This window comes from Candidatus Arthromitus sp. SFB-mouse-NL (genome assembly GCF_000709435.1).
Taxonomy (GTDB): Bacteria; Bacillota; Clostridia; order Clostridiales; family Clostridiaceae; genus Dwaynesavagella.
The window spans coordinates 89,535-114,813 of record NZ_CP008713.1; the positions used below are offsets into that span (position 1 = coordinate 89,535).

Sequence of the window (25,279 nt, forward strand, 5' to 3'; positions counted from 1 at the left end):
AATAATGGAATATATTGAGATAAAGGGTGCTAGAGTTAATAATTTGAAAAATTGTGATGTTAAGTTTCCAAGGAATAAACTTGTTCTATTTACTGGAGTTTCAGGATCTGGTAAAACTTCTTTAGCATTTGATACTTTGTATGCGGAAGGGCAGAGGAGATATGTTGAATCGTTGTCTACATATGCAAGGCAATTTTTAGGTCAAATGGATAAACCAGAAGTTGATGCAATAACTGGGTTATCTCCAGCTATATCAATCGATCAAAAAACAACTTCAAGGAATCCAAGATCTACAGTTGGTACTGTAACTGAGATATATGATTATTTAAGGCTTTTATATTCAAGAGCTGGAACTCCTCATTGTTATAAATGTGGCAAAGAGATAAAAAGACAAACTATAGATCAAATAGTAGATAGTATAATGGATATTGGTGAAGGATCTAAGATTCAGATATTTTCTCCTATTGTTAAAAATCAAAAAGGTAGACATGAAAAGCTTATAGAGAATATTAAAATGCAAGGATTTGTAAGGGCTCGCATAGATGGAGAAGTTTATGATTTATCAGAAGAAACTATAGATTTAAATAAAAACAAGAAACATACCATAGAGATTTTGGTTGATAGAATTGTAATTAAGAATTCATCAAGAGGAAGAGTTTTTGAGTCTGTTGAGAGTAGTTTGAAATTTTCTGATGGACTTGTAATTGTTGATGTTGTGGGTAGAGGAGAGATACTTTTTTCAGAGAAATTTTCTTGTATTGATTGTCAAATAAGTATATCAGAGCTTGAGCCAAGAAGTTTTTCTTTCAATGCTCCTTTTGGTAAATGTGATGAATGTGATGGTATTGGTAGGAAGTTTGAGATAGATAAGAAGTTACTTGTAAATGAAGAACTTTCTATTTTAGAAGGATGTATAAATAGTATTGGAGAAAATGCCTTAAAAGAGAGTAGTTGGAGTTTTAAGATATTTAAGGCTTTGAGTGAAAAGTATAATTTTTCTTTAGATGAACCGTTTAAAAATTTGAATGACGAGGTAAAAGATATAATATTAAATGGAGTGAAGGAGAAGGTATGCGTTAAGTATGGTGATGAAGGAAATACATATAATTATAAATTTGAAGGAATTATAAATATTTTAAAGAGAAGATATAGGGATAGTTCATCAAATAATGTTAGACAAGATATTGAAAGATATATGTCAAATAAAGTTTGTGAGAAATGTAATGGTGCCAGGCTTAAACCTGAAGTTTTAGCTGTTAGGTTTAATGGAATTAACATATATGAATTAACTTGTATGAGTATAGAAGATTCTATAAAGTTCTTAGATGGAATTGAGCTTCATGGGAAAAATAAAATTATATCAGAACCTATAATTAATGAAATTAGGAGTAGACTATCTTTTTTAAACAATGTTGGATTATCTTATTTAAATTTGGCTAGAACAGCCTCCACTCTTTCAGGTGGTGAATCGCAGAGAATAAGACTTGCAACACAAATAGGATCAAGTTTAGTTGGAGTTTTATATGTTTTAGATGAGCCAAGTATTGGTCTTCATCAAAGAGATAATGATAAGCTCATAGAGACTCTTAAAAATTTAAGAGACATTGGGAATAGTGTTGTAGTTGTCGAGCATGATGAAGATACTATAAGAGAGGCGGACTTTATAGTAGATATAGGTAAGTTTGCAGGAGATCAGGGAGGGGATGTTGTTTATCAAGGAGATTATTGTGGAATTCTAGATTGTAAGGATTCTATAACAGGAGCTTATTTAAGAGGGGAAAAAGTTATTTTAGTTCCAGAGTGTAGGAGGAGCGGTAATGGTAAATTTATAGAAGTTTTGGGTTGTAGCGAAAATAATTTAAAAAATATTTCAGTAGATATACCACTTGGGACATTAACTTTAGTCACAGGGGTTTCTGGATCTGGAAAAAGTACTTTTGTAAACCAGATTTTGTATAAAGGGATAAATAAAGAATTAAATAATTCTAAAGATAAGCCTGGAATATTTAAAGAGATAAAAGGTATAGAAAATATAGATAAAATAATTGATATAGATCAGTCTCCTATTGGGAGAACTCCTAGATCAAATCCAGCTACATATATAGGAGTATTTGATTATATAAGAGAATTGTTTGCGACAACAAATGATTCAAAGGTTCGAGGATATAAGCAGGGCAGGTTTAGTTTTAATGTTAAAGGGGGAAGATGTGAGGCTTGCCAAGGTGATGGAGTTATAAAAATAGAGATGCAGTTTTTATCTGATGTATATGTGAATTGCGAGGTGTGTAAGGGTACAAGATACAATAAGGAAACACTAGAAGTTAAATACAAGGATAAGAATATATCTGATATTCTTAACATGACTGTACATGAGGCTATGGAATTTTTTGAATCTATACCTAAAATATATAATAAGATAAAGACATTGAATGATGTGGGATTATCTTATATAAAACTTGGTCAAAGTTCTACTACATTATCAGGTGGAGAAGCACAGAGAGTTAAGCTTGCGAATGAGTTATCTAAAAAGAGTACTGGTAGAACTCTTTATATATTAGATGAACCAACAACAGGTCTTCATGTATATGATGTAAGTAAGCTTGTAGAAATTTTACATATGCTGGTTAATAATGGGAATACTGTAATTGTTATAGAACATAATTTAGATGTTATAAAGAATGCTGATCATATTATTGATTTAGGTCCTGAAGGTGGATCTTTAGGTGGAGATATTATAGCTAAGGGTACACCAGAAGAAATTTGTTTAGTAAAGAAGTCTTATACAGGTAAATATTTAAGGAAATATTTGAACATTGAATAGGATTTTATATATGAATTTTTGGGAATTAATTTCAAAAGGTATATCTATATGTGGAGTGTTTTTGATTTTTTATATAGTTTTGACGCTCATAAAAAATTATATATTTAATGATTTTTGATTTGGAGAATTTTTGATATTAGGATTTTTTATAAAAATTTGGATTATGGGGAGTGAAGATGGTAGAAAACGTAAACGAAAAGAAACTATACTTTGTACTTAACCTGATCTTATCTATTATAGTATTTTTAAATTTACTTGTAGGTAAAAGGAGCATAGATTTTTATCTATGCTTTATATCAATATCGTACATATTAATCATATCTATTGTATCCTTATTGCAATTTTTAGTATTTAAAGTGGATAGTTCTTTAAACTTAATTGTGAATTTATTTGTTCTGCTTGGGCTCACTATTATATATAGAATAAATCCAGCTATGTCCTTTAAACAGTGTATATTATTTTTGTTTGGATATATATTCTACTTGCTTATTATGTTTTTCGGGAGAAATATACATGAGTTTGTCAGATTTAAATGGATATACTTTTTTTTATCTCTTGTACTCATGAGTTTATCCTTTTTATTTGGGGAATACATAAATGGATCTAAAAATTGGATTTCTTTTTTTGGTATAACATTTCAGCCTTCTGAATTTGGTAAAATTTTTGTAATTTTATATCTTTCATCTATACTTAGAAATAACAGGGATAAGATAGATAAATATATGGCTATATTTTTGATATTATTTAGTTTGATATTTTTAATACTTCAAAAGGATTTGGGTACAGCTATTATTATAATTTTTTTAAGCATGCTTATGTATTATATAAGAACCTCTAAATATAAGTTTTTATTAATTATAATTATAGCTACTTTAATACTTGGAGTACTTGCGTATATTAATTTTCCTCATGTAAGGGTTCGCATTCATGCTTGGCTAAATCCTGAAAGTGATCCTAATTTTACGACATATCAGGTTTTACAAGGATTTTTTGCTATGGGATCTGGAGGTTTTTTAGGAAGGGGATTATATCGAGGTAATTTAGAGCTTATACCTGTCAATTATACTGATTATATATTTGTTTCTATTGTAGAGGAGCTTGGTATATTTACAGGTATACTTATAACTTTGTTGTATTTTTTATTTTTTATTAAGGTTATGAAAAATAGTATGAAAATGAAAGCTAAGGATGAGAGTAAGCTTCTTATGGTTGGGTTTAATATAATAATTGCACTTCAGACTACAATTATTTTGGGAGGAGTGTTGAATCTAATACCTTTAACTGGAATAACACTACCTTTTATAAGTTATGGAGGGAGCTCAATTATAAGCATGTTTATTATGTTTGGTATTATGCAAAAATTATTAGAAGGTGATTTTTTATGAATAAGAACTTGAAAATAATATCATTTATGTTTTCGTTTTTATTCCTAGTTATTATATCTTCTTTAATATATTTTTTGGTATTTAGATCTACATATTATTCGAATCATAGTTTAAATAAAAGAATATCACAAGAAAGATCTAAGTTTATCAGAGGGAAAATTTTAGATAGAGATGGAAATGTGGTAGCGTATACAACTGAAGATGGACAAAAAAGGATTTATCCTTATGGTGAGGCTTTAGTACATCCAATAGGTTATGCAGATATTAAATATGGGATGTCTGGAATTGAAAATGATATGGATGAGTATTTGAGGGAACCAAGAGGATTTATAAGCAGTATCAAATCTTTTTTTGGTTATGAGGATGTACATGGTAGTGATGTTAAATTAACTATAGATAGTGAACTTCAGAGTTACGCATATGAATCTTTAGGAAATAATAAGGGAGCTATTGTTGTTATGAATCCTAAAACTGGGGAGATTTATGCTCTTGTGAGTAAACCATCGTTTGATCCAAATAATTTAAATGAGATTTGGGATAGTTTGATAATGGAAGGGACTGCTCCTTTGTATAATAGAGCGATAAACGGTAAGTATCCACCAGGATCTACCTTTAAGGTTATAACATCAGCTTCATCTATAGAAAATATTGATGGTGCACTTAATAGAAAATTTAAGGATGATGGTTTTATTGATTTTAATGGAGTAGATAAATTATATAATCAAAACAGGATAGCCTTTGGAGAGATGAGTTTGAAGGATGCCTTTATAAGATCTAGTAATGTTGTATTTGGAAATTTAGCGTTAGAACTTGGAAATAGTGAACTTAAAAAGTATGCTGAAAGATTCTATTTTAATAGGGATTTGGATTTGAAAGGGTTAAATGTTTCTAATAGTTATTTTCCGGAATTAAATGATCATGAGACTGGACTTATTGCACAAACTGGAATTGGCCAGGGGTCTATATTAGTTACTCCGATTAATCTTGCTTTAATATCGAGTGCGATTGCAAATAATGGTATTATGATGAGGCCTTACATAGTAGATGAAGTATTAAATTCATATGGAGATATTATAAACAAGTGTTCAAAGTTTATATTATCTAAGCCTATAAAATGTAAGACTGCATCTATTATATCTTCATATATGAGGGGCGTTGTTGAGAATAATTTATCTCATATAAGTGAATTTTCATCTATTAAGGCAGCTGGAAAAACGGGAACTGCAGATTATAAAAATGGAGATGAAGATGGTGTTCCTCATTCTTTATTTATAGGTTTTGCCCCATATGATAATCCTAAAGTTTCTATATCAGTAGTAGTTGAAGGTGGAGGAGAAGGTAGAGGAATTGCATCTGAGATTTCTTCTAATGTTATGAAAAAAGCGATTGAATTGATTGAGTAATATGTGAGTTTTAGGTGGTGTTTATGTGTTTGATATAAAGTATAATATTAGTATTTTGCCAGAATCTCCTGGGGTTTATATAATGAAAGATAGCAATACGAATGTTATATACATTGGTAAGGCTAAGAATTTAAAAAAAAGAGTTTCGCAATATTTTAGAAAAACTCAGAATCATTCAGAAAAAACTAGATCTCTTGTAAAAAATATATTAGAGTTTGAATACATAGTAACCGAAAATGAGATAGAAGCATTGATATTAGAGGATAGTTTGATAAAGAAGTATCAGCCTAAGTATAATATTTTGCTTAAAGATGATAAGACATATCCATTTATAAAGATAACAACAAATGAGGATTTTCCAAGGATATTTTCTACGAAGAATTATATAAAAGATGGAAATTTATATTTTGGTCCTTTTACTTCTATGAATTCTGTTAATGAGATAATATCACTTGTTAAGAGTTATTTTTTAATAAGAAATTGTAAAATACATATAAAAGATGGAGTCATATCATGTAGACCATGTATTTATTATCAAACTAAGAGATGCAAAGCACCTTGTTATGGACTTATATCAAAAATTGAATATAATGAAATGATAAAAGAAATTATTGATATATTAAGTGGTAAAAGTAAAGACTCTATTTTAAATTTATTGAAGAATCAAATGCTTAGACACTCTGAAAATTTGGAGTATGAGCAGGCTATGAGTATAAGAGATAAAATAGAGGGTATAAAACTAATTTTTGAGAAGCAAAGCATTTTTTCTGGGAGAGAGAACTCTGAAGATTATATAAATATTTTTAGATATGATAATGAAGCGTGTGTACAGATATTTTTTCTAAGGAATGGAAGAGTAGTTGGAAGAGAGCATTTTATATTTGAAAATATTATGGGTGATAATGATGAACATATAATTGAACAGTTTATTAAGAGTTATTATGGAGGCACCACTCAAATTCCCAATTATATATATTCACCAGAGTTTTTAGATAAAGATAATATAGAGAAATGGATTAATATAAAATCTAAAAGGAAAGTTTATTTTAAATCTCCAAAGAGTGGTGAAAAAAAAGAGTTATTTGATTTAGTAAGGAAAAATGCAAGAATTATGCTCGATAAATTTAAGAATAATAAGTATTTATGTTCAGTTGAGAGAAAGAGTGAGTATTTGGATGAACTTAAAGATGTTTTAGGTTTAGAATTTAAGATAGATAGAATTGAAGCTTATGATATTTCCAATATAAGCGGATTTGATTCAGTTGGTAGCATGGTTGTATTTAATAATGGAATACCTAATAAAACTCAGTATAGAAGGTTTAAAATAAAAAATGTACAAGGTTCTGATGATTATAAAAGTATGAAAGAAATATTGAATAGGAGATTTGAGCATGCCTTGAAAGAAATTAAATGTATACAGGAAGGTGAATTAGAGCATACTTATGGGAAATTTTGTATATTTCCAGATTTGATATTAGTAGATGGTGGACGTGGACATATTAGTTCGGTAGAAGAGGTTCTTGAAAAGTTTAATATAAATTTACCTGTTTGTGGAATGGTTAAGGATGATAGGCATAGAACTAGGGGACTTGTATATAAAAATCAAGAGTTGAATATTTCAAGTACATTGATTAAATTTATTACAAGAGTGCAAGATGAAGTTCATAGATATGCTATAACTTATCATAGGAGTTTAAGAGATAGGAGAAGTTTGGGTTCTATACTAGATGAAATACCTAATATTGGGAGTAAAAGGAGGAGAGAACTTTTGATGTATTTTAATAGTGTTGATGCTATTAAAAAGGCATCAATAGATGAGCTTTTAAAGGTACCAAGCATGAATAAATCAGCAAGTGAATCGATATTAGAGTTTTTTAATAAGAGTAGATAGACTTAATTATAAGGGGAAAATTTGTATGTATAGTGATTATAAGATTTTATTAGAACGGTTAAAATTTATTTTATCCTCTGAAAAAATAAGGATGGATGAGTTGATGAAAAAACATACAACTTTTAAATTAGGTGGAATTTGCGATATTATGATTTTTCCATCAACTGAAGAAGAACTTATAGAATCTATAAAATGTATTATAAAGAATAAAGTTCCTTACTTTATTTTAGGGTGTGGATCTAATATTTTAGTTAAGGATAAGGGTATTAGGGGAGTTGTGGTAAATCTAACTAAATTTAATAAAATAGTTGTCGAGAATAATATAATAAGAGCTCAATCTGGGTCAAGTTTATCAGATATAGCTACGATTGCAAAAGACAACTCACTATCTGGATTTGCTTTTGCCTGTGGAATACCTGGAACTATTGGAGGCGCTGTAAATATGAATGCGGGAGCATATGGTGGAGAAATGAGTAATATTGTACTTGGAGTTAGGGTTATTGATTTAAATGGAGAAGTATTTTATATATCTAGGAGAAATATGGAGTTCGGATATAGAACAACTACAATAATGAAAAATAAGTATTTAGTTATAAGTTGTGATATATCTTTAAAAAGGGGTAGAAAAGAAGAAATTTACGATGAAATGAAGGAATTAATGTACAAAAGAAAATTGAAACAACCTATTGAGTATCCTTCAGCAGGAAGCATTTTTAAACGTCCTGAAGGTTATTTTGCAGGAAAGCTTATAGATGATTGTGGTCTTAGAGGTTATATACACAAAAATGTAATGGTATCTGAGAAACATTGTGGATTTATTGTCACAAGAAATGAAAATGCCACAACTAGTGAAGTTTTAGAATTAATAAATATAGTAAAAGACAAGGTATACAATAAATTTAATGTTATATTAGAGATGGAAGTAAAGGTTGTTGGAGAGGATTAGGATGGAAATTATTATAGTTACAGGGCTTTCAGGAGCGGGGAAGACTCAAGTAATTAGAGAACTTGAAGATTTAAATTATTTTTGTGTTGATAATATGCCACCACAATTTGCACAAAAATTTGGTGAATTATGTAAACAGACGAATGGTAATGTTTCTAAACTTGTTTTTGTTATAGATATACGGGGCAGGGAATTTTTTGATTATATAGATAGTGTTTTAGAATGGTTTGAAAATAATTCTATAATTTATAAGATATTGTTTTTAGATTGTTCTGATGAAATTTTAATTAGAAGGTTTAAGGAAACTAGAAGGTTACATCCATTATCTTATGATGGTAAGATTTTAAGTGGAATATTGAAAGAGAGGAAAAAATTAGAATTTCTTAGGAAAAAGTCTAATTTAATTATAGATACTTCGGACTTAAAAGTACAGGAATTGAAAAAGAGAGTAAGAGATTTTATATGTGGAGAGTATATAGAGAATGATTTTATAGTACAAATAGTTTCTTTTGGATATAAATATGGAATACCTTTAGAATGTGATTTAACATTTGATGTTAGGTTTATAGAAAATCCATTTTATGTAGCAAATCTAAAAAAGTTAACAGGAATTGATAAGGAAGTTAGGGATTTTGTATTAAAAAATTACGTGTGTAAGGAATTTTTGATAAAGTTAGAAGATATTATAAAATTTTTATTACCAAATTATAGAAAAGAAGGCAAAAAACACTTAACAATTGGGATTGGATGTACAGGAGGACAACATAGATCTGTTGCTATATCAGAAGAATTATATAATATTTTGTATAATTATAAAAATTATAAGGTTATTGTAGAGCATAGAGATGTTAGTAAAAATATTAATTAAAACATAAAATTGGGAGATTTATAAGGTGGAGTTATTTAATAAATTTTGCAATAATCCTAAAGTTGTGGTTATAGGAGGTGGGACAGGCATTCCGACAATTCTTAGGGGAATTAAAAAGTTTACCAATTGCATTACATCAGTAGTTACTGTCGCTGATGATGGTGGAGGATCTGGGATTTTAAGAGATGAGTTAGGGATATTACCACCTGGGGATATAAGAAATTGTTTGATAGCACTTGCAAATACAGAACCTATAATGGAAGAACTTTTGAAATATAGGTTTAGTGATGGTAATCTAAAAAATCAAAGTTTTGGGAATCTATTTATAGCAGCTATGATAGGAATTACTAATAATTTTGAGAGTGCAATAAAGGCTATGAGTGATGTTTTAGCTATAACAGGTAAGGTATTACCTGTTACTAATGAGAATATAGTTCTTGAAGCTAAACTACATAATGGAATTATTGTTAGAGGTGAATCTAAAATTCCTGAAGAGGTAATAAAATATAATAGCAATATTAAGGAAATATCAATAATACCTAGTGATGCAAAACCTATAAATGATTGCATTAATGAAATATTAAATGCTGATGCTATTGTTTTTGGACCAGGAAGTTTATATACAAGTATATTGCCTAATTTAAAGATAAAAGGAATTTGTGATTCTATAAACAAAAATAATGGAAAGCATATTTATGTGGCTAATATTATGACTCAATATGGTGAAACTCAGGGTTATACTCTATATGATCATGTTAAAAGCATATTTTATAATACGGATATTTTAAAACTAGATTATATTATTGTAAATGATGGCAAATTATCTAGAGAATATGAGAAAAGATATAAGATTAAAAATTCTGAGCTTGTATATTGTGATTATGAGAAATTTGAGAATATGAACGTAAAAATAGTTAAGGATAATTTGATAAAAATAGAAAATGGTTTTATAAGACATGATGAAGATAAAGTATCTAAAATTATAATGAATATTATTAATCATGATTTCAAATAAGTAACAGGTGGTATAATGACTTTTTCATATTTTGTTAAAACTGAGATACTTGAGAACTGTTTTAGATCATACAAACAAGCAGTTAGTGAATTAATGGGTGTGGTTTATGGTACAAGGTATACTATAAATAATAATGAGATTACTGTAAGAATAGATAATCATCTTTTAGTTAATTACTTGGATAATATGCTTAATATTATTAATGGATTTGGTTATAGTGTAAATGAAGATAATGTAAAGTCAAATACATATATATTTAAGAGTTATTATATGTATAAGTTGTTATTGTATGTTGATAATGGAGAATTTAAACATAATATTAATTTAATCATTGAAAATAAAATAATTGATAGAGCTTACCTTATTAGAGGATTATTTTTGATATGTGGGAGCATTATTAATCCAAATAATAGTTATCATTTAGAATTTTGTTTGTATAATTATGATTTATCATATTTCTTAGATTTAGTGCTAAATTTTTTTTGTATTAAGAGTAAGATGATAAAAAGAAAAGATAGGTTTATTATATATGTAAAGGAAGCAGAAAGTATATCGCAGTTTTTAAAGGTAATAGGGGTGCATAGATCTGTACTAGAATTTGAAAATATTAGAGTATTGAAAGAGTATACTAATAATAAGAATAGACTTAAGAATTGTATTCAAGCTAATGAGGATAAATCTATAATAGCATCTGTAAAACAAGTTAGAGCTATTATGTATATTGATAAATATATTGGTTTAGATAAGTTATCTAGTAAGCTTAAAGAAATTGCTATGGTAAGATTAAAATATAAGGAGGCACCACTTGGTGAACTTGGCAAATATTTAAATCCACCTATTGGCAAATCTGGGGTACTTCATAGATTAAAAAAGATAGAGAAAATTGCTAGTGAGTTAGAAGATAAATATGGCGTTTAAATTTTAACTATTAGTTTGATTTTGGGGTGTGGTTATGGAAAAAGTTAATATTGTAGAGATTAATTATAAAAATTATAATAATTGTTTAAGGATTACAAATAATTTAGTAGAAGTGATTGTTTTTATGGAAAATACTATAAGAATTGTAAAATATGGGTATGTGAATGGTAATAATCAATTTGAGGATATTTTGATAGATAATGATAGCAGAGACATAATAGGAGGAGGGCATAGTTTTAGTTATATACCACAAATAGATCAAAATGTTGATTTTATTGATAATCAAGGTATAACGTATGAAAGAATATCGAGTGGTATTAGATTGATTCAAAATATAGAAAAGTGGACCCAAATAAGAAGAGTAATTGAGATAATATTTTATGAGAATTCTACTAAGATTAAAGTAATACATAAAATACTATCTTTGAATGCGTTTGATATAAATATAGCAATATGTTCAAACACTGTAGTTAGAAATGGAGGAATAGAGATTATTCCATTTAGTATTGGGAATAATAGAGATGTACCAAATAAGTCATTAGTTTTTTGGCCATATTCAAATCTTAAAGATTCTAGAGTTTATTTAGGAGATAAGTATATTGCTATGAAGGTTAATGAAAATATATGTGATAGGTTTAGAATGGGTGTAAATACTGATTTAAGGTATGTGTTATACTACAATAATAATGAGATGTTTGTTAAAGAATTTGATGAGATTAAGGGTTGTTATGAGTATCCTAACATGGGGTGTAAGTATGAATCTTTAATTACTACTAATTATTTAGAAATGAAGAGTAATTCTCCTATATATAAGTTAAGCACTAATAATTATATTACACATATTGAAGTTTGGAATATTTACAAAGATATAAATCTGGATTTTATAGATAAATTTATAGATCAATATAATAAATAAGTTATTCGCCCTATTTAGAAAAACTAAATAGGGCGTTTTTGTATCAAAATTTAATTATGTTCATAACATAAAAATATCAATAAATTAAATTCTAATATATTAGGAGAAATATATGTGTGGGATAACTGGATTTTCCAATTTTAATAAGGATATAAGAAGTGAGTTTAATAATATATTAATGATGAATGATTCGCTTTATCATAGAGGACCAGATGAATTTGATTATTATAAACATAAAAATGTGGTTTTGGGACATAGAAGGTTATCTATAGTTGACCCTAATGGTGGGAAACAACCAATGCAAAGGATTGTAAATTTTCATAAATATACGATTGTTTATAATGGTGAAATATATAATACTGATGAGATTAGAGATGATTTGGTAAGTAAAGGTTATAGTTTTTATACTTATTCTGATACAGAAGTTGTCTTAATAAATTATATACACTATAAAGAAGAGTGTGTGAGTAAATTAAATGGTATATTTGCGTTTTGTATATTTGATGAAGATAGGAATTGTTTATTTATGGCTCGAGATCAGTTGGGAGTTAAGCCCATTTTTTATAGTTTTAAAGATGGATATTTAATTTTTGGATCTGAGATAAAGTCTTTGTTAAAACATCCTAAAGTTAGTCCTATAGTTTGTGGTGATGGGATATTAGATCTTTTAGGTTTAGGACCAAGTCGTAGTCTTGGAGAAGGTATATTTAAAGACGTAAAGGAAATACCACCTGCACATTATTTATTTATATATAAAGATAGGATAACACTTAAAGAATATTGGAGACTTGAGTCGAAGGAACATAATTTGACTCTCGAAGATACAAAAGAAAAATTATCTTTAATGCTTGAAAATGCTATAAAGAAGCAAATGGTATCAGATAGGGGGATTTTTTCTTTTCTATCAGGAGGTATAGATTCATCTCTTATATCAGCTGTAGTATCAGATGAATTTAACAAAGAAGGTAAGATTTTAGATACATTTACTGTAGATTATGTAGATTATGATAAGGATTTTGAGGGTAATGAGTTTGAAGTTACAAGTGATAAATATTTTGTTAAAGTTGTTAATGAATCTATAAAATCGAATAATAGAATTATTACAATTAAAAATGAAGATTTATTCTATGCTTTAGAAGATGGGCTTTATTCAAGTGATATTCCTTCTATGGCTGACATTGATACTTCCTTGTACTTATTTTGTAAAGGAATTAAAAATTATGGTACCGTTGGATTATCTGGAGAATGTGCAGATGAAATATTTGGAGGTTATCCTTGGTATTTAAATGAAGAAGATTTGAAGTTAAATAAGTTCCCTTGGAATAGATTTTCGGGTATAAGGAAAGAACTTTTTAATGATAAGATTAAAAATTTAGACTTCGATTCTTATATTAAAAATAAGTTTGATGAAACTTTAAAGGATGTTTGTATTTTAGATAGTGATAGTGAACTTGATGCAAAAATAAGAAAGATGACTACTCTTAATGTTAAGTGGTTTATGGTAACTCTTTTAAATAGGAAAGATAGAATGAGTATGGCAAATAGTTTGGAGATAAGAGTTCCTTTTGCAGATAGAGAGCTTGTTGAATTTTCTTATAATATTCCTGCTAAATTTAAATTCCTAAATGGAAGAGAGAAGGGTATACTTAGAGAAGTAAGTAGAAAATTTTTACCAGATTCTATAATAGATAGAAAAAAGAGTCCTTACCCTAAAACTCAAAGTGCTATATACACTAATCTTGTAGTAAATGAATTATCAAATATTTTGGATAATAAATCTAATCCTATTTTTGAGATTATAGATGAAAAAAGTGTTAGGAAATTAATTGAGAGTAGAGGAAATTCTTATACGAAACCTTGGTTTGGTCAACTTATGAGAGGGCCTCAGCTTATGGCATATTTAATACAAATTAATATGTGGCTTAAGAAATATAATATAAATTTATCTTTGTAAATTATAAACCCAAGTGGACTATTCTTTCCATTTGGGTTTTTTAATTTTTATTATATGTGGTAAAATTCAATTATATATTATTTGATTAAGGAAATTTGGTATGAATGATTTTGTTCATTTACATGTACACTCAGAGTTTAGTTTGTTAGATTCTTCATGTAAGATTAGAAATTTAGTTGAACGGGCGAAAGAACTTGGTATGACATCTCTTGCTATAACAGATCATGGTGTTATGTACGGATGTTTGGAATTTTATAAAGCATGTAAAATGTATGGCATTAAACCTATAATTGGTTGTGAGATCTATGTTGCGAATAAATCTATGGATATAAAGAATGCAGACAAGGATAATTTCACTAGTCATTTAGTTCTTCTTGTGAAAGATGAGATTGGATATAGAAATTTATTAAAAATAGTTAGTGACTCTTTTATCCGAGGATTTTATTATAAACCGAGGGTTGATATAGAATATTTGAAAGAACATTCAGAGGGTCTTATTGCACTTAGTGCTTGTTTGAGTGGTGGAATTTCTAAATATATTTTAAGAAATGATATAGATGGTGCGAAAAATTTATCAATTATATATAAAGAAATATTTAAGGAAGATTTTTATTTAGAAATTCAAGATCATGGGATAGAGGACCAAAAAAAGGTTAATAATTTGCTTTTGGAATTTTCATCAGAGCTTGATATAAAACTCGTTGTTACAAATGATGTTCATTACATAAAAAAAGATGATGCAAATGCCCATGATGTGCTTATTTGCATACAAACAGGTAGCAATGTAGATGAAGAAAGAAGAATGAAATACCATGGTGATCAGTTTTATTTGAAATCAAAAGATGAGATGTATGAAGCGTTTCCTAATTATATGGATGGACTTTTAAATACCATTGAAATACGAGATAAATGCAATTTTGAGTATAAATTTCATGAGAATATGCCTCCAAAATATATTATGGATAATTCACTTGAGCCTTTTGAGTATTTAAAGAGGCTATGTTATCTTGGGCTCATAAATAAATATGATGAATTTTCACATGAGATTGAAATATTTAAAATTGAAGATATTTTAGATGACTCTAAGTTTGAAATATTAAAAGAAGAGATAGGTAAAAATATTACAGATACTAAGAAAAAATTAGTAGATAGGGTTAAATATGAACTTAATTTGATAAATTCTATGGGATTTGTTGATTATTTTTTAATTGTGTGGGATTTTATAAAATTTTGCATGGAAAAGTCGATACCAACAGGACCTGGAAGAGGAAGTGTTGCTGGATCTATCGTTGCATATGTGCTTAATATAACAAAAGTTGATCCTATAAAGTATAGTTTAATATTTGAGAGGTTTTTAAATCCTGAAAGAATTTCTATGCCAGATATAGATTCCGATTTTTGTAATGAGAGAAGAGAGGAAGTCATTAGCTACGTAAGAGATAAGTATGGTGATCAGAATGTGTCTAATATTATAACTTTTGGTACAATGGCTGCAAAAGCTTGTATTAGAGATGTTGGAAGAGCTATGAATTACCCATATGGTGAGGTTGATAAAATAGCTAAGATGGTTCCCAATATGTTAAATATAACTATAGATTTAGCGCTTCTTTATAATAAAGAATTAAATGATTTATATAATAATGATCTTAGAGTTAAGAAGTTGATTGATATATCAAAGAGGCTTGAAGGTCTTCCTAGACATACATCTATTCATGCTGCAGGTGTTATTATCAGTCCTTATAATTTAACGGATTTAATACCCGTAAAAAAAGATGGCGATATGCTTGTAACTCAATTTCCTATGGCAAATCTTGAAGAGCTTGGACTGCTTAAGATGGATTTCTTAGGTCTTAGAACTTTAACTGTGATAAACGATTGCATTAAGATTATTGAGAAAAATAAAGGGATTAAAATAGATTTAGACAATATTGATTTTGATGACCAAAATGTATTTAATATGATTGGAGATGGCAAAACTTGTGGAGTATTTCAGCTCGAATCATTTGGAATGACTAGTTTTATGAAGGAATTAAAACCTAATTCTATTGAAGATATAATAGCAGGCATTAGTTTATATAGACCAGGGCCTATGGATGAGATACCAAATTACATAAAAAATAAAAATAATATTGGAGATATAAAATATTTAACAAAAGAACTTGAAGATATATTAAATGTTACATATGGAGTTATTGTTTATCAGGAACAAGTAATGGAGATCGTTCAGAAGTTATCTGGATATTCTTTGGGAAGGAGCGATCTTGTACGACGTGCTATGGCCAAAAAAAAGCATGAGGAGATGGAAAAGGAGAGGAAGAAATTTGTTTATGGATATAAAGATGGAGAAGAAATAATAAAAGGATGCGTAAATAATGGGATTGATGAAAAAATTTCTCATAAAATCTTTGATCAGATGGTAGATTTTGCCTCTTATGCCTTTAATAAGAGTCATGCTGCTGCATATGCGATTATTGCTTATGAAACTGCATATTTAATGAGGTATTATAAATCTGAATATATATGTGCACTTTTAAATAGCGTTATAAATAATATGGATAAGGTTTGCTATTATATAAGATTTGGAGAAAGTATGAATATAAAGATTTTTCCTCCATGTGTAAATAATAGTCACAATAAGTTTATAGTTGAGGGTGAATATATATATTTTGGATTGTCAGCTATTAAAAATTTAGGAGAAGGTGCATGTGAAAAAATCGTTTATTATAGAGAAAAATATGGAAAGTTCAAGAATGAGTATGATTTTTTTAAGGCTTGTGTAAAATGTTCAATCAATAAGAAAGGCATAGAGAGTATTATAAAATCAGGAGCATTAGATGTTTTTAATATTTCTAGGTCATACCTTCTCATGAATTTTGAGAAGATTGTTGATGGAATATCTAAAGAATTTCGAGAAAATTTAGAAGGTCAAATGAATTTATTTGGATTAATTGGCAGGGAAGATGATAAAACATTTAAATTAAATAATCGTGATGATTTATATGATGATAGTGATAAGAATCTTTTATTTGAAAAAGAGGTTTTAGGCATATATATTTCTGGACATCCTATACACAAGTACAAAGAAATATTAGATAAAGTTTGTACAAATTCTATTTCTGATTTTTATGATGATGATATGAAAATTAATGATGGATATGAGGTTGTAATAGGTGGATCAGTGAGAGAATTTAAGAAAATTATAACTAAAAATAATTCTATGATGTGCTTTTTATATGTTGAAGATAAGTATTCTTCAATAGAGTGCGTTGTTTTCCCTAAGGTATATGAAAAATTTAATTATTTAATAAATGATAATAGTATTGTTATAATAAAAGGTGTGTTTAAAAAAAATGATGATGTATTTAAAATTATAGTAAATGAGATAATAGGAATTGAAGAATATGATAGGTTTAAGTTGTATATTTTATGTAAAAGCTTGAAAGAGATAACAAATTCTTTTAATAAGGCTAAGGATATTTTAATTAGTAATAGGGGACATGTTAATGTTAATTTGTATTCCTTGGAGGGAAAGAAGGTTTTTAGAGTGAATGATTATGGTGTTAATTTAAGTAATAGTCTTATTTGTGAGCTGAACAAAGTATTTTCACAGGAATTTGTAAAGGTAATTATTACTAAATAAATGTCTATATATTGGAGGTTTAATTATTATGAAAAAGATAGCGATTTTAACAAGTGGTGGAGATGCTCCAGGAATGAATGCAGCTGTTAGGTCGGTTGTGAGATATGCTTTAAGTAAAGATATAGAGGTTCTTGGAATACATAGAGGATACCATGGACTTTTACACGGTGAAATAGAATCTTTAAGTAGAAGATCCGTTTCTGATATTATAGATAGAGGGGGAACATTCTTAAAAACTGCAAGATGTCTCGAGTTTAAACAAGAAGAAGTGAGAGCTCAGGCCTATGAGATATTAAAAAGTCATAATGTTGATGGACTTGTGGTTGTAGGTGGTGATGGATCATTTACTGGGGCTCATTTGTTATCAAAGTTTGGTTTATCTACAGTTGGTATACCTGGAACTATAGATAATGATCTTCCTTACACAGACTATACGATTGGATTTGATACAGCTCTTAATACAATATTGGATGCTGTGAGAAAATTGAGAGATACATCAAGTTCTCATGAGAGAGTTAGTATTGTTGAAGTTATGGGAAGAAATTGCGGAGATTTAGCATTATATTCAGCTCTTGCTGGTGGCGCTGAAGCGGTGATTGTTCCTGAGTATCCTTTTAATCGTGAGGGATTATGTAAAACTATATTAGAGTCTAAGAAAAATAAAAAGCTTCATAGCCTAATAATTTTAGCAGAAGGAGCAGGGAATGCAGAGGATCTTAGAAAGTATATACAACAGAAAATAGGACTTGATACTAGGGCGACAGTTCTTGGACATATACAACGTGGAGGGATACCGACTGGACGCGATAGAGTTTTAGCATCTGTAATGGGAAGAAAAGCTGTAGATACTCTTTTGAGCAATGAAGTTTGTGCAAAAGTTATAGGTGTTAAAGAAAATACAGTGTTTGATATGGATATAGAGGAAGCTCTAAAGATTGAGAAGAAATTTAATAAAGATTTATATGATCTTGTTAATAAATTGGTATAAGCTAAGATTTGAAAGGAGTTTTTTAAAGTGAGGAAGACAAAAATAGTATGTACAATAGGTCCTGCTAGTGATAAATATGATATTTTAAGAGAATTGATTGAAAAGGGAATGAATGTCATGAGACTCAATTTTTCCCATGGTGATTTTGAGGAGCATGGTAATAGAATAAAATTAGTTAGGCAAATTAGTGAGGAATTAAACAAAAATGTAGGTATAATGCTTGACACAAAAGGACCTGAAATTAGAACTAAGAAATTTGAGGGTAAGGTTTTATTAAATCAGGGAGATAAATTTGTTATATATACAAAGGAGGATATAGTTGGTGATTCAACCAGATGTTCTGTTACTTATGAAGATCTTTATAAAGATGTAGAAGTTGGAGGTAAAATACTTATAGATGATGGTTTAGTAGCCCTTGAAATTGAAGATGTGGAAGATGGTAAAATAAGTTGTATTGTTTTAAATTCTGGTGAGATTTCAAGTAACAAGGGTGTTAATTTACCAAAGTCTAAGATAAAATTGCCTGCACTTACAGAAAAGGATAAGAATGATTTGTTATTTGGTATAAAGAATGATGTTGAATATGTTGCTGCTTCTTTTATAAGGAAATCTGATGATGTTATACAAATCAGGAAATTTCTTGATTTAAATGGAGGAGATTTTATAAAAATCATATCTAAGATAGAGAACCAGGAGGGACTTGATAATATAGATGAAATCATAGATAGTTCTGATGGAATAATGGTTGCTAGAGGTGATTTGGGAGTTGAGATTCCTATTGAAAATTTGCCTCATTGGCAAAAGTTAATTATAAAGAAATGTAATGATAGAGGAAAATTTGTAATAACTGCAACCCAAATGCTTGACTCTATGATTAGGAATCCAAGACCCACGAGAGCTGAAGCTTCGGATGTAGCTAATGCTATACATGATGGTAGCGATGCAGTTATGTTGAGTGGAGAAACTGCAAATGGTAAATATCCATTAGAGGCGTATGAAATAATGGATAAGATTATAGTTACAACTGAACAGAGTTTAGATTATGAAGGGAAACTTCAGAAGAAATTATCTAAAATAGAATATAAAGATGTACCTAATACGATTGCATTATTTTCTTGTACTACAGCAAATGAAGTTGGTGCTAAGGCTATACTTGCTTGCACAAAGTCTGGTGCTACAGCGAAGTTTGTATCTAGATTTAGGCCGGAGTGTCCTATTATTTCTATAACTCAAATGAAAAAGGTTGCTAGAATGTTGTCTATTTATTGGGGCGTATATACTCAAACAATAAGTGAGACAATTGATAATACAGATATGTTAATTGATTTATCGGTAGATAAGGCTAAAAAAGAGTATAACTTTAAAGATGGCGATTTAGTAGTTGTTTCGGCAAGTGTTCCCGCAAATTTTAAAGGTCATACAAATATGCTTAAGGTTCATGAAATTTAAAAATTCACTAAAAATTAACATATGTATAATAAATAATTAACAAATTAATTACTGGGTAAGTATATATTATAAGTAGGTTTTACAAATTAAATATATTTTTATTGGGTAAACTGATTCAAAAAAACATTAGTATCTTTTGATACTAATGTTTTTTTTGATTAAGGAGGAAAATTTTTTAAGTATGGTGGATGTTGCTAATAAGTACATAGTAAAGATTGAGGATTATGATAGTCAGGGAAATGGAGTTTCACGTATAGACGATTTAGTTGTTTTTGTACCTAATACCATAGTTGGCGAAATTGTTGAGATATGTATAGAAAAGGTAAATAAGAATTTTTTAAGAGGTAGAGTTAATGAAGTGCTTTCAGTATCTGAATCAAGAGTATTGCCTATATGTGAGATATATGAAAAATGTGGTGGATGTAATATTCAGCACATGAATTATAAGGAGCAAATTAGATTTAAAGAAAGTAAAATAATAAATACATTAAATAAAATAGGTGATATACGGAATATTAAGATGGAAAAATTCTATGCGATGTCTATTCCATATGAGTATAGGAATAAAGTTCAGGTACCATTTGGATTAAGTGATTCTGGTGTTAAAGCTGGATTTTATGAAAAAAATACTCATAATATTATCAATATGGACTTCTGTCATATACAGTTTCACGAAGGTAATGATATTGTTAAGGAAACTAGAGAATATATAAAAAAAAATAATATAAAGCCTTATGATGAGAGTGCTAATTATAAAAAAGGTTGTGATTATGGTCTTGTAAGACATTTGCTCATTAGAAAGGGATATAATACAAATGAAATCATGCTTGTAATTGTGTTAACTAGAGATGACGAGGAATTTTTAAATGGGTATATGGATTTTATATTAGAAAAATTTAAGAATATAAAGACAATAATAGTTAACGTAAATAATGAAATAACAAATGTTATTCTTGGAAAATACGAGAGGGTATTGTATGGTGATGGTTATATAAAAGACAAGATAAATGATTTTATATTTAGAATACATAGTAAATCATTTTTTCAGGTTAATACAAAACAATCTGAGAAGTTATATTCGGCTGCAATTGAAATGTGTGATTTAAAATTTGGAGATACTCTTCTAGATGCTTATTGTGGGATTGGTACCATAGGTATATGTGCAAGTAGAAAAATAAAGCAGGTCTATGGTATAGAGGAAGTTAAAGAGAGCATAGTTGATGCTAATGAAAATAAGATTATAAATAATATTAAAAATATAGAATTTATACATGGTAAGGTTGAAGATGAAATATTTAATTTAGTAAATAGCGGGGTTAATATAAATGCTGTTATTTTAGATCCTCCAAGAAAGGGTGTAAAGGAGAGGGTCTTACATAAAATAAGAGATATTAACTGTAGAAAAATAGTTTATATTTCATGTGATGTATCGACTCTCTCTAGAGATGCTAAGATATTAAATTCCCTTGGCTATAAGATTGATAAAATTAGAGGAGTTGATATGTTTTGTCAAACATATCATGTAGAAACTATTGTTAGATTTACTTTGCGACCATCTGGATTTTAAATATTTGTGAATCAAATTTTATTAGTTTTGACTACCTTTTGCCTACATAAAATTAATATGTAGGCAATATTATATTTTCAAATATATCTACTGATTGTTTAGCTAACTTATCTGTATTATGGGTATAAGTATTAAGTGTAGTTTGAATATTATTATGTCCTAGTCTATGTTGTACATCTTTAATGTTAGCGCCATTTTCAACTAGTAATGTAGCGTGGGTGTGTCTTAATGAGTGGAAATTAAAAGGTATACCTAATTCATAATTAATAACACGCGACGCATATTTAAATGAATCTGGTGTTAATAACATTCCGTTACTTTTTACGCACACCATATTTAATAAAGGTGCTTTTAAATTTAGAGAACTTGTTGTGATTTTATCATTTATGTTGTATTGTTTTATATAATGTTCTCCGTATTCTAAGCGTTTAATATCAATATATCTTTTATGATACTTTAGTGCGTTTTTCAAGGTATTACCTATATTAATTATTCTGCTAGAGGAGGTGGTCTTAGGTTCACCAAAATACCAAGACGTATCCTTTTTATATATTAGTTTGTTAATATTGATTGTGTTATTATCTAAATCAATGTCATCCCACGTTAAACCCATTGCTTCACCTATGCGACAACCAGTATGATAACCAATCATTAAAGGGATATAGAAAGATGATCTTTCGGGAAAGCGTTTTATTATAGCGTTAAAATCATCATTAGTTATAATTTTATGTTTATCTGTAGTTTTGGTATTATTATACTTAGGAATTTTAACATATTGCATAGGGTTATTCTTTAGAAAATTCATAGGATGTACTGAGTAGTTAAGGGAACCACTCAATAAGGATATTATATTATTTAGATGATTTTTTGATATACCAGTTAAATATTTGTTATTTATAAAATCTTGTAATTTACCAGGAGTTAAAGAAGTTAATTTTAAAATGCCTAAAGAGGGTTTAATATGTTTATCTATTATTAATCTATAAGAGCGTTGAGTATTGTATCTGCAATTTAACAGTACATAAGCATCAAACCATAAATCCATATAATCTGATACGGATATATTTGTTTTTTGAAATTGTTCACCATTTTCGTAATCTTCCAAAGCCTTTCTTAAAGCTGCTTCAGCTTCTTTTTTGGTTCTACCTCCAACTCTTTCAATTCTTTTTCTTTTTCCGTCGACCCTAGCTGCCTCAAACGAGTAATACCACTTGTCTCCTCGTTTTCTGAGACTTCCAGTCATATTTTAAGATCTCCTTTCATTTTATAAAAATATAGATTAATTCGAGTTTAAAATATAGTCGTAATTGAAATACTTATATTATTAAGTTTTGTTCATTTTTGTAACACAAAAATAAATAAAAGCTGATATATTATATATAAAGCTTTGGAAGGAGGGATTTGGATGAAGAGCAAATATGGTAAATTGTTTAAGAATTTATCTGATAATACTATTAATTGCTTTGAATATGGTTCAGTTCAGGAATATTACCCCTTTATCCAAAGGATAAAACAACAAGGTTTTAATCAATGTATTATAACTTCAGATGTAATGATATCTATAATAGAACATTTTATTCTAAGATACAATGCTGAAATTATAAGTATAAACTTTATGGTTGAAGACAGTGAATTGCAGATTGAAATTAATAATATTTTAGGTTTGATGCGTAAGAGTGAAGCTTATTGGAGTGTACTTAAACAGAGGTTATTATTTTTAAGCGAGAATGATTGCGTAGAAATGAAAGAAGTTGAATTTAAAATATGTAGCGGTGAACTTAATACGCTTCTTTCGGTAAAAGTTAATGGTGTAATTGTAGTTGGTGAATTTGAATTTTATGAAGTTTCTAATATAATTTCCACGATTATTGAGGATTATTTAGATTGCAAGTATTGAGTATTTTTGCTAAATTCTTTTTTAGGCCGATAATATTCCCGTTAGTAGCTATGTTATTAACAGATTTTTTTAATATTGCCGAATATATCAGATTTATTCCTTCTGTACGTGCGTATGAATTCGGCTTAACCATATATATAGCAATATTTGAGATGATATACCAAGGCATTTTAATTATTTGGGACAAATATAAGTTGCATATAAGCTTTATTTTTTACATAAGTGAGATGGACAAGTCTGATGTTGTGCCGTGTGCTAGAGGTTGTGAAGGTGTTTTTATGATAAATTATTTTATTAAGCTGCATGGTAATTTAAATAGATTAAACAAATGTAAGATGTATTTAGATACGAATCCTATTCTTGGATCGCAAACAAGATCAGATTATTATTGTGAAGGAAATACTGTGGTTTGGGACTTAGATAAAATTAGAAATAGTTGTAGCGCAAAAATGTTAAAATCAGGTAAATTAAGTTTGATAAAGGAGAGAGATGAATATATCTCGTTAGAATTGAGACCTAAAATAAACAAGAAGTGGGGGATTATTTTTGAAACAAACGGTTTCAGAATTGATGAAGGAAGGGATTAGAATTACTAGATGGGAAGATACGACGGGCAATACTTTAGATGAGATAATAGAAAAATTATCTAGCATACCAGAAAATAATAATGATAATGCTTGTACTAGATATTTAGATTGGGAGGTAGATAAAATATTTGAAAGTAATATAAATATAGAATTGAGCGGCCAAAAAATAGAATATAATGCTTTTAAATTTTCATTTACATATGTTCCTGTTGGGTATCAGAAAGATGATGACGTATCATCTATTAAAACTGGATTCATAATTGTGTATAAGAGTAAGGGTAAGATAAGATATATAATAGATAAAAATTCTGATGCTCTTTCTATGTTAAGAAAAAAATTATCTTATACAGGAAGAAGTGAAGTTAGACGAGATACTTATCCATTTAAGAAATATCACTTTATATGGCTAATAGGTAAAATATATATAGGAAACAATATTTTAGAGGGATCTGAGGGACTAAACGATTTAAGTATCTGTACTATTCGAGGGTTTAAGGGTGATACGGAAAATTCATTGGCAACGATTAAAGCAGAAGGAGAAGATGTAATTAAGAGCCTTAGCACTTCTTGTTTTTTGATAGAAAGCGATAAGTTAGATCAGATTAGCATGGAGATGGAATATAAACATTATAAGAATATAAGTGTCAAATTAATGAACAAAACCATAAATTTATTAACTAATAGGTGTCTTGGTGTATCTAGCGACAAAGATATTTTTGAGCTTATATTAACTTTATATATTGAAATAGTGCCTATAATAATACAAAATTATGATAATGAAGTTTCATCAGGTCAATGGAATGAGGAAAAATATACAGAATTTTTAAAACGCGTTGCCGAAGATGTAAACACAGGAATTAAAAGCAAGTTAAAAATATCGACTGGAGAAGAGTAAAAATACAAATTTATATTACAAGTTTTTAAAAACCCACCTACTGATAATTTCAGATTGAAATCTTATATTTTTCAAATATTTTTAAAGAATCATTAGTCGCACCTCACGCAGGTGCGTGGATTGAAGTTGTTAGATAAAT

19 protein-coding genes are annotated in these 25,279 nt (G+C 28.5%); 17 read left to right on the plus strand and 2 right to left on the minus strand.

What is annotated here, in order from left to right:
• Positions 1-4 precede the first annotated feature (4 nt).
• Positions 5-2,821 carry an excinuclease ABC subunit UvrA gene (uvrA, locus tag SFBMNL_RS00435; protein ID WP_081832566.1) on the plus strand — a complete coding sequence of 939 codons (2,817 nt, stop codon included), beginning with the start codon at positions 5-7 and terminating at the stop codon, positions 2,819-2,821.
• Between the two features lie 280 nt (positions 2,822-3,101).
• Here uvrA and SFBMNL_RS08510 read toward each other — a convergent pair whose 3' ends face one another.
• Complete coding sequence (locus SFBMNL_RS08510; RefSeq protein ID WP_255346736.1) at positions 3,102-3,230, minus strand: hypothetical protein; 129 nt, start codon at positions 3,228-3,230, stop codon at positions 3,102-3,104.
• Positions 3,231-3,312: 82 nt separating this feature from the next.
• Here SFBMNL_RS08510 and SFBMNL_RS00440 point away from each other — a divergent pair, with 82 nt between their 5' ends.
• The 13 genes from SFBMNL_RS00440 (at position 3,313) to rlmD (ending at position 21,761) form a co-directional block, all read left to right on the plus strand.
• Positions 3,313-4,206 (plus strand): FtsW/RodA/SpoVE family cell cycle protein, encoded by an 894-nt coding sequence (locus SFBMNL_RS00440; protein WP_242838767.1) that lies wholly within the window; start codon positions 3,313-3,315, stop codon positions 4,204-4,206.
• Positions 4,203-5,609 carry a peptidoglycan D,D-transpeptidase FtsI family protein gene (locus tag SFBMNL_RS00445; protein ID WP_042293968.1) on the plus strand — a complete coding sequence of 469 codons (1,407 nt, stop codon included), beginning with the start codon at positions 4,203-4,205 and terminating at the stop codon, positions 5,607-5,609. Before SFBMNL_RS00440 ends, SFBMNL_RS00445 begins: the two co-directional genes overlap by 4 nt.
• Positions 5,610-5,634: 25 nt before the next feature.
• The gene (gene uvrC / locus SFBMNL_RS00450) at positions 5,635-7,500 is read left to right on the plus strand and encodes an excinuclease ABC subunit UvrC (RefSeq protein ID WP_005807603.1); all 1,866 of its coding nucleotides are present in this window, start codon (positions 5,635-5,637) and stop codon (positions 7,498-7,500) included.
• A gap of 25 nt (positions 7,501-7,525) precedes the next feature.
• Complete coding sequence (gene murB / locus SFBMNL_RS00455) at positions 7,526-8,446, plus strand: UDP-N-acetylmuramate dehydrogenase (RefSeq protein ID WP_042293971.1); 921 nt, start codon at positions 7,526-7,528, stop codon at positions 8,444-8,446.
• 1 nt (position 8,447) lies between these two features.
• Positions 8,448-9,314 carry an RNase adapter RapZ gene (rapZ, locus tag SFBMNL_RS00460; protein WP_005807598.1) on the plus strand — a complete coding sequence of 289 codons (867 nt, stop codon included), beginning with the start codon at positions 8,448-8,450 and terminating at the stop codon, positions 9,312-9,314.
• Between the two features lie 25 nt (positions 9,315-9,339).
• Positions 9,340-10,329 carry a gluconeogenesis factor YvcK family protein gene (locus tag SFBMNL_RS00465; RefSeq protein WP_042293973.1) on the plus strand — a complete coding sequence of 330 codons (990 nt, stop codon included), beginning with the start codon at positions 9,340-9,342 and terminating at the stop codon, positions 10,327-10,329.
• A 15-nt stretch (positions 10,330-10,344) separates the two neighbouring features.
• Positions 10,345-11,247, plus strand: coding sequence for a DNA-binding protein WhiA (whiA, locus tag SFBMNL_RS00470; RefSeq protein ID WP_005807595.1), 903 nt, complete (start codon positions 10,345-10,347; stop codon positions 11,245-11,247).
• A 34-nt stretch (positions 11,248-11,281) separates the two neighbouring features.
• Positions 11,282-12,163, plus strand: coding sequence for a hypothetical protein (locus tag SFBMNL_RS00475; RefSeq protein ID WP_042293975.1), 882 nt, complete (start codon positions 11,282-11,284; stop codon positions 12,161-12,163).
• 112 nt (positions 12,164-12,275) lie between these two features.
• Positions 12,276-14,117, plus strand: a complete 1,842-nt coding sequence (asnB, locus tag SFBMNL_RS00480) for an asparagine synthase (glutamine-hydrolyzing) (protein ID WP_005807590.1) — start codon at positions 12,276-12,278, stop codon at positions 14,115-14,117.
• Between the two features lie 100 nt (positions 14,118-14,217).
• Positions 14,218-17,757 carry a DNA polymerase III subunit alpha gene (locus tag SFBMNL_RS00485; protein WP_042293977.1) on the plus strand — a complete coding sequence of 1,180 codons (3,540 nt, stop codon included), beginning with the start codon at positions 14,218-14,220 and terminating at the stop codon, positions 17,755-17,757.
• 28 nt (positions 17,758-17,785) lie between these two features.
• Positions 17,786-18,745 carry a 6-phosphofructokinase gene (pfkA, locus tag SFBMNL_RS00490; protein WP_005807586.1) on the plus strand — a complete coding sequence of 320 codons (960 nt, stop codon included), beginning with the start codon at positions 17,786-17,788 and terminating at the stop codon, positions 18,743-18,745.
• Positions 18,746-18,772: 27 nt separating this feature from the next.
• Positions 18,773-20,194, plus strand: a complete 1,422-nt coding sequence (gene pyk / locus SFBMNL_RS00495; protein ID WP_005807584.1) for a pyruvate kinase — start codon at positions 18,773-18,775, stop codon at positions 20,192-20,194.
• Between the two features lie 181 nt (positions 20,195-20,375).
• The gene (gene rlmD / locus SFBMNL_RS00500) at positions 20,376-21,761 is read left to right on the plus strand and encodes a 23S rRNA (uracil(1939)-C(5))-methyltransferase RlmD (RefSeq protein ID WP_042293979.1); all 1,386 of its coding nucleotides are present in this window, start codon (positions 20,376-20,378) and stop codon (positions 21,759-21,761) included.
• Positions 21,762-21,813: 52 nt separating this feature from the next.
• Here the strand turns inward: rlmD and SFBMNL_RS00505 are convergent, their stop codons facing one another.
• Complete coding sequence (locus SFBMNL_RS00505; RefSeq protein ID WP_042293981.1) at positions 21,814-23,004, minus strand: site-specific integrase; 1,191 nt, start codon at positions 23,002-23,004, stop codon at positions 21,814-21,816.
• Positions 23,005-23,166: 162 nt separating this feature from the next.
• Here SFBMNL_RS00505 and SFBMNL_RS00510 point away from each other — a divergent pair, with 162 nt between their 5' ends.
• Genes SFBMNL_RS00510 through SFBMNL_RS00520 form a run of 3 tightly spaced genes read left to right on the plus strand, consistent with a single transcriptional unit; the run spans position 23,167 to position 25,140 of the window.
• On the plus strand, positions 23,167-23,658 hold the full coding sequence (locus tag SFBMNL_RS00510) for a hypothetical protein (RefSeq protein ID WP_042293983.1): 492 nt from the start codon (positions 23,167-23,169) through the stop codon (positions 23,656-23,658).
• Between the two features lie 50 nt (positions 23,659-23,708).
• On the plus strand, positions 23,709-24,245 hold the full coding sequence (locus SFBMNL_RS00515; RefSeq protein WP_144238980.1) for a hypothetical protein: 537 nt from the start codon (positions 23,709-23,711) through the stop codon (positions 24,243-24,245).
• Complete coding sequence (locus SFBMNL_RS00520) at positions 24,205-25,140, plus strand: hypothetical protein (RefSeq protein ID WP_042293986.1); 936 nt, start codon at positions 24,205-24,207, stop codon at positions 25,138-25,140. Before SFBMNL_RS00515 ends, SFBMNL_RS00520 begins: the two co-directional genes overlap by 41 nt.
• The last annotated feature ends 139 nt before the right edge of the window (positions 25,141-25,279 follow it).

Excerpts from the sequence above, each read along its gene's own strand:
- uvrA (WP_081832566.1), top strand. The coding sequence starts at position 5 with ATGGAATATATTGAGATAAAGGGTGCTAGAGTTAATAATTTGAAAAAT.
- SFBMNL_RS00440 (WP_242838767.1), top strand. The coding sequence starts at position 3,313 with ATGTTTTTCGGGAGAAATATACATGAGTTTGTCAGATTTAAATGGATA.
- SFBMNL_RS00445 (WP_042293968.1), top strand. The coding sequence starts at position 4,203 with ATGAATAAGAACTTGAAAATAATATCATTTATGTTTTCGTTTTTATTC.
- murB (WP_042293971.1), top strand. The coding sequence starts at position 7,526 with ATGTATAGTGATTATAAGATTTTATTAGAACGGTTAAAATTTATTTTA.
- rapZ (WP_005807598.1), top strand. The coding sequence starts at position 8,448 with ATGGAAATTATTATAGTTACAGGGCTTTCAGGAGCGGGGAAGACTCAA.
- whiA (WP_005807595.1), top strand. The coding sequence starts at position 10,345 with ATGACTTTTTCATATTTTGTTAAAACTGAGATACTTGAGAACTGTTTT.
- SFBMNL_RS00475 (WP_042293975.1), top strand. The coding sequence starts at position 11,282 with ATGGAAAAAGTTAATATTGTAGAGATTAATTATAAAAATTATAATAAT.
- asnB (WP_005807590.1), top strand. The coding sequence starts at position 12,276 with ATGTGTGGGATAACTGGATTTTCCAATTTTAATAAGGATATAAGAAGT.
- SFBMNL_RS00485 (WP_042293977.1), top strand. The coding sequence starts at position 14,218 with ATGAATGATTTTGTTCATTTACATGTACACTCAGAGTTTAGTTTGTTA.
- pfkA (WP_005807586.1), top strand. The coding sequence starts at position 17,786 with ATGAAAAAGATAGCGATTTTAACAAGTGGTGGAGATGCTCCAGGAATG.
- rlmD (WP_042293979.1), top strand. The coding sequence starts at position 20,376 with ATGGTGGATGTTGCTAATAAGTACATAGTAAAGATTGAGGATTATGAT.
- SFBMNL_RS00505 (WP_042293981.1), bottom strand. The coding sequence starts at position 23,004 with ATGACTGGAAGTCTCAGAAAACGAGGAGACAAGTGGTATTACTCGTTT.
- SFBMNL_RS00510 (WP_042293983.1), top strand. The coding sequence starts at position 23,167 with ATGAAGAGCAAATATGGTAAATTGTTTAAGAATTTATCTGATAATACT.
- SFBMNL_RS00515 (WP_144238980.1), top strand. The coding sequence starts at position 23,709 with ATGTTATTAACAGATTTTTTTAATATTGCCGAATATATCAGATTTATT.